A 5009-nucleotide genomic window follows, 5' to 3' on the forward strand; every position below is an offset into this window, starting at 1 on the left:
TCTTCGCGTTCCCCTCGAACGCACACAATCGGTGACGCGGGGTGGAGCAGCCCGGTAGCTCGTCAGGCTCATAACCTGAAGGTCGCAGGTTCAAATCCTGCCCCCGCAACCATACTCAATAAAACCCACGGCCCTACAGAGAACGCCCAGCGTGGCCGCGCGCGGAGCCACCATCCCATTGCCGCACCGAGCCGGCAACCGCGATGGCAAAAAGCAGGCGGAACGGCCGTCATGTATTGGCCCGCTGCGGCCTACTCATAACTTCATTTCAGCATGAGCGCTCGACGAGGCAAACCAGCGGCCTCGTCGGGAAAGATATCAATCACATCTGCCCTTCGCTTGATTTCGTCGTTGATTCTTTCCAGCGGGTTGATCACCGGTATGACAGCTCCGTGTCGATGCCCCTGCCACGTCTCCATCGTGGTGGGTGATGCGAACATCCAGGACAGAGGGCACTGGAGCAAGAAAGTGCCCCCGTCCCGGCCTGGCTTTCCAAATACATCATGCGCTCCGCAGCTAAGGCCAGCATCTTCCCTACGAATTGCTGTCCGCCCCTTGCTCAACCAGTTTCATAAAGCATTCTGTCGTCGGTGATCGTGTTCTTCTCCAGCGCCGAGTTCGCATTCGGACCTTACCAGAAGATCGACGGGGGCCCGTCTCGGGGAAGCCTTCCTACACCCCCGGAGACACGACCGGTGCAGGTGCGTGATCCTGTTAGTCGGCGAAAATTTGCGCGCCGGTGGCTCGCGAGGCCATCGTATCTCTGGAGAAGAAAGGTTTTCTGCATCATCAATGGCGATCGGCTGAGGCAACCGTAAAGCCCTAGCTGAGCAGCACCTATGGGAGTGGCATAGCTTATTCTTCGGGCACGCCTGCAAGTTGCCGGCCGCCGCCTGAGACGAGCACGTCATGCATCCAGGACTGGAATGCTTTCACCTTTTGCAGTTGCTGGGTGTCCTTGTGCATCACCAACCAGAAGTTGCGTTGCAGCCGGACATCGGAAACGACGCGGGCCAGTTCCGGCATCAGGTCGCCGATAAAGGATGGCAAAACACCGATCCCGCCTCCGCCCAGGATCATGGCGAACTGCGCGTTTATGCTTGAGGAGCGCAGGGTCGCCCGGGATTCACGGTAAACTTCCTGATGGTAGCGGAGTTCAGGAGCGCTCAGGAGATCCGGGATGTAGCCGACCAGCTTGTGGTGGGCCAGGGCGGGGAGCGAAGTCGGTGTCCCGTGCCTCTCGAGGTAGGCGTTGCTCGCGTAAAGCCGTAGATCGTACGGCGCCAGTTTCCTCGCGACCAGCAGCCCTGCGCGTGGCCGAGACAGGAAAACCGCGACATCGGCCTCTCGACGGGACAGGTTAAGGTAGCTGGTGCTTGCGACCAGATCCACGGTGATACGAGGATAAAGCTCGTTGAATTGGGGCAGGCGGTAAGCAAGAAACCATGTCCCGAAGCCTTCCGAGACACTGATGCGCAAGGTGCCGATCGGTCCCCCCGGATCCTGGGACGGGATCGTGCTTGCCGCTTTAGCCATGGCCTCGACGCTGGCCAGCAGCGCTTCGCCCGCTTCGGTGAGCAACTGACCCTCTCGGGTCTGCTCGAAGAGCGTTTGCCCCAGTTGGGCTTCCAAGCGCCGCAGGCGGCGCCCTATGGTGGTTGCGTTGACGCCCAGCCGCTTGGCGGCTCGCATCAGTTGACCTTCGCGCGCGATGGCGAGGAAGGTCTGGTAGTCATTCCAATCCGGTGCTTGCATCATCGCGAAAGGCTTCGCGCATTTGGTGTCGAACTGCAATGCGGTCCTCTCGCGGCCCATCCTTGATGCGGTCTGACTTCGAGGCGGCTTGTTCTGCATCAATCCCGAATGCTCGTTACTGAGAAACAGGGCCTGCAAAAATGCAGGTACTGCTAGCAAAAATGCCGTTTGCATGCATTCCGCCGATGCGCCTATCCAGTGGAAACCGAAGCGGCCGTAAACGGCCCGGAACCCGTGGGAATCGAGGACCTTGCACATGGCGACTGCTGAACTGATTGCCGAGACGCCCGTTGCGGCGGAAGTTGCTGAGCTTGTGGCGCGCTCGCGCGCTGCGCAGCAGCAGATCGAGAACGCCACGCAGGAACAGGTCGATACCTGGATTCGCGGCATGGTCTACGCCGTGTGCAAGCCCGGCATGGACGAGCAGATCGCCCGCGAGACCGTCGAGGAAACGCAGCTGGGCAACTACGAGGGCAAGTTCAAGAAGATCTCGATCAAGACCCGTGCGACCCTCTACGACATCATCGACGACAAGTCGGTGGGCGTGATCGAGGAGATCCCCGAGCGCAACATCGTCAAGATCGCCAAGCCGGTGGGCGTGATCGGCGCGCTTTCGCCTTCCACCAATCCGGAGGCGACGCCGGTCATCAAGGCGATCAGCGCGGTGAAGGGCCGCAACTCGATCATCATCTGCCCGCATCCGCGCGCCAAGTTCGTGAACGCCAGGATCTGCAATCTCATGCGCGAGGCACTGGTCAAGATGGGCGCGCCCGCCGACCTCGTGATCCCCATCGAGCAGCCCTCGGTCGAGAAGACCAACGAGGTCATGAAGCAGTGCGACCGCATTCTGGCGACGGGCGGCACGCCGATGGTCAAGGCGGCCTACTCGTCGGGCACTCCGGCGCTCGGCGTGGGTGTGGGCAACGCGGTGGTCACCGTGGACGACACCGCTGACCTCGATGACGCGGCCGCCAAGATCCTGCTGTCCAAGACGCTCGACTTTGCGGCCTCGTGCTCGTCCGACAACGCGGTGATCCTGCTCGATGCGATCTATGACACGATGCTCGAGAAGCTGAAGGCCAAGGGCGGCTTCATCATCGAGGGCGAAAACAAGACGAAGCTCGAGAAAGCGATCTGGGAAGATGGCGAGCACATCAATGCCAAGGTCGTCGCCCAGTCGGCGCAGTTCATCGCCGACTACGCTGGCTTCTCGATCCCGGAAGGCACCGCCTTCTTCATCGTGCCCGAAACCGGCCATGGCCCGGACCACAAGTTTTCGGGCGAGAAGATGACTGTCACCATGGCGCTCTATCGCGCGAAGGACATCGACGAGGCGATCCGCCTTACCAACGCCATCCAGAGCTATCAGGGGCAGGGCCACTCCTGCGGCATCTACTCGCAGAGCGACGAGAACATCACGAAGCTGGCGATGGGCACCAAGACCAGCCGCGTCATGGTGAATCAGCCGCAGTCGGCCTCCAACTCGGGCAACCTGTGGAACGGTATGCGCCAGACCTTCTCGCTGGGCTGCGGATCATGGGGCGGCAACGGCACCAACAACAACGTTACCTGGCGCGACCTCATCAACGAGACCTGGGTCTCCAAGCCGCTCGCACAGCACAAGGTGCTTCCCTCCGACGAAGACCTCTTTGGCAAGGACATCATCGAACTCGTCGGCTGAGGCTGGCGGGACAAGAACATGGCGGGGAAAAAGGCCGGCCTCGGGCGCCGTGCCCGAAATACTGGAGAGCATGCTATGAAGATCGCGTTCATCGGCCTTGGCAACATGGGTGGTGGCATGGCCGCCAACCTCGTTGGGGCGGGGCACCAGGTCCATGCCTTCGACCTTTCGGCGGATGCTCTGGCGAGGGCGAAGGACAGCGGCTGCGCGGCCTTCACCACCGTTCCCGAGGCGGTGGCCGGTGTCGATGCGGTGATCACGATGCTGCCGAACGGGAGCATTGTGCGATCGGTCTACACCGAGGATGTCATCGGCAGGGCGCCCGCAGGCGCGCTCCTCCTGGATTGTTCAACGATCGACTTGGCAACCGCCCGCGAGGTGGCGGAGGATGCCGCATCGGCGGGTTATCGGATGGTGGATGCCCCGGTGTCGGGCGGCATAGCGGCGGCGAACGGCGGCACTCTGACCTTCATGGTGGGGGGCAGTGAGGCCGCCTTCGAACAGGCGCGCCCGGTGCTGGAGCCCATGGCCAAGGCCGTCATCCACGCGGGCGACGTGGGTGCGGGGCAGGTCGCGAAAATGTGCAACAACATGCTGCTGGCCATTCACATGATCGGCACGTGCGAGGCTTTGGCGCTAGCGGAAAAGGCAGGGCTGGATCCGCAGAAGTTCTATGAGATCAGTTCGAAGTCGACCGGGTACTGCTGGTCGCTCAACGATTACACGCCGGCGCCGGGCATCGGCGCGGCAAGCCCTGCCGACAACGGCTATGCCGGCGGCTTCGCCTCGGCGCTCATGCTGAAGGATCTGCGCCTTGCCATGGCGGGTGCACAGACTGCCGCCGCCAGCGTCCCGATGGGCGAACACGCCACCCGGATCTACGAGGCCTTCGTGGAAGCCGGCAACGGCGGCAAGGACTTCGGAGCCATCTTCACGACCCTCTGAACCGCGATATGAATGATAGTCTTGGCGGACGCTCGGAAGAAATTGGCGATCGACGAAGAAACCAAGTCGATCGTGAGGATTGATGAAGTTCGCGGTTCGGGCGAGAAAGAAGAGGTCCAGCTTTTTAAGGATGAAGCCAAGCGCGGTCGTTGCAAGCTGTTGGCGAGACGGCATCCACGTCGCGTCCAGCCCCGTAGCTGCTTGGCACGATCCTGGGAACCCATCGCACCCCGTTGCGTCGCCGTTGGTTAGGCGGTCGATTACCTGCCCTTCAAAACAAAAAGATGACCTTAAATGACCGAACAGTTTGGATTGAGCGAAGATCAACTCGCAATCCAGGAGACCGCACGCAAGTTCACGGCGGACAGGATCACTCCCTTTGCGGCGGAGTGGGACGAGAAGCACCATTATCCGGTCGATGTGTGGAAGGCGGCGGGCGAACTGGGCTTCGGCGCGATCTACGTGTCGGAGGACAGCGGCGGCATTGGCCTCGGGCGGCTTGACGCGGCGCTTATCATGGAAGCCATGTCCTACGGCTGCCCCGCCACGAGCGCCTACATCTCGATCCACAACATGGGCGCCTGGATGATCGACACCTTCGCGGACCAGCAGCTGAAGGACCGCTACC

General features: G+C 61.6%; 4 protein-coding genes, 1 tRNA gene and 1 pseudogene. 4 read left to right on the forward strand and 2 right to left on the reverse strand.

Annotated elements, in window-relative coordinates:
• Nucleotides 1-35: 35 nt before the first annotated feature.
• Nucleotides 36-112, forward strand: a tRNA-Met gene (locus tag C2R25_RS17225).
• A 154-nt stretch (nucleotides 113-266) separates the two neighbouring features.
• Here C2R25_RS17225 and C2R25_RS21190 read toward each other — a convergent pair.
• Together C2R25_RS21190 and C2R25_RS17230 are read right to left on the reverse strand one after the other, a co-directional pair.
• Nucleotides 267-395 (reverse strand): annotated as a pseudogene (locus C2R25_RS21190) (transposase); the annotation flags it as partial.
• Nucleotides 396-855: 460 nt separating this feature from the next.
• On the reverse strand, nucleotides 856-2013 hold the full coding sequence (locus C2R25_RS17230) for a LysR family transcriptional regulator (protein WP_233204105.1): 1158 nt from the start codon (nucleotides 2011-2013) through the stop codon (nucleotides 856-858).
• Between C2R25_RS17230 and C2R25_RS17235 the strand changes: the two genes are divergently transcribed.
• From C2R25_RS17235 to C2R25_RS17245, 3 genes are all read left to right on the forward strand, one after another.
• Entirely contained in the window at nucleotides 2012-3436 is a 1425-nt protein-coding gene (locus C2R25_RS17235) for an aldehyde dehydrogenase family protein (protein WP_103730393.1), read from the forward strand. The two genes, C2R25_RS17230 and C2R25_RS17235, sit on opposite strands and share 2 nt — an antisense overlap.
• 75 nt (nucleotides 3437-3511) lie before the next feature.
• Complete coding sequence (gene mmsB / locus C2R25_RS17240; RefSeq protein ID WP_103730394.1) at nucleotides 3512-4381, forward strand: 3-hydroxyisobutyrate dehydrogenase; 870 nt, start codon at nucleotides 3512-3514, stop codon at nucleotides 4379-4381.
• A gap of 294 nt (nucleotides 4382-4675) precedes the next feature.
• The coding region (locus C2R25_RS17245; RefSeq protein WP_199183857.1) for an acyl-CoA dehydrogenase family protein at nucleotides 4676-5009 on the forward strand (334 nt) is incomplete at its 3' end.

The sequence above is a fragment of the Novosphingobium sp. HII-3 genome, from assembly GCF_002916655.1.
Classification (GTDB): Bacteria; Pseudomonadota; Alphaproteobacteria; order Sphingomonadales; family Sphingomonadaceae; genus Novosphingobium; species Novosphingobium panipatense.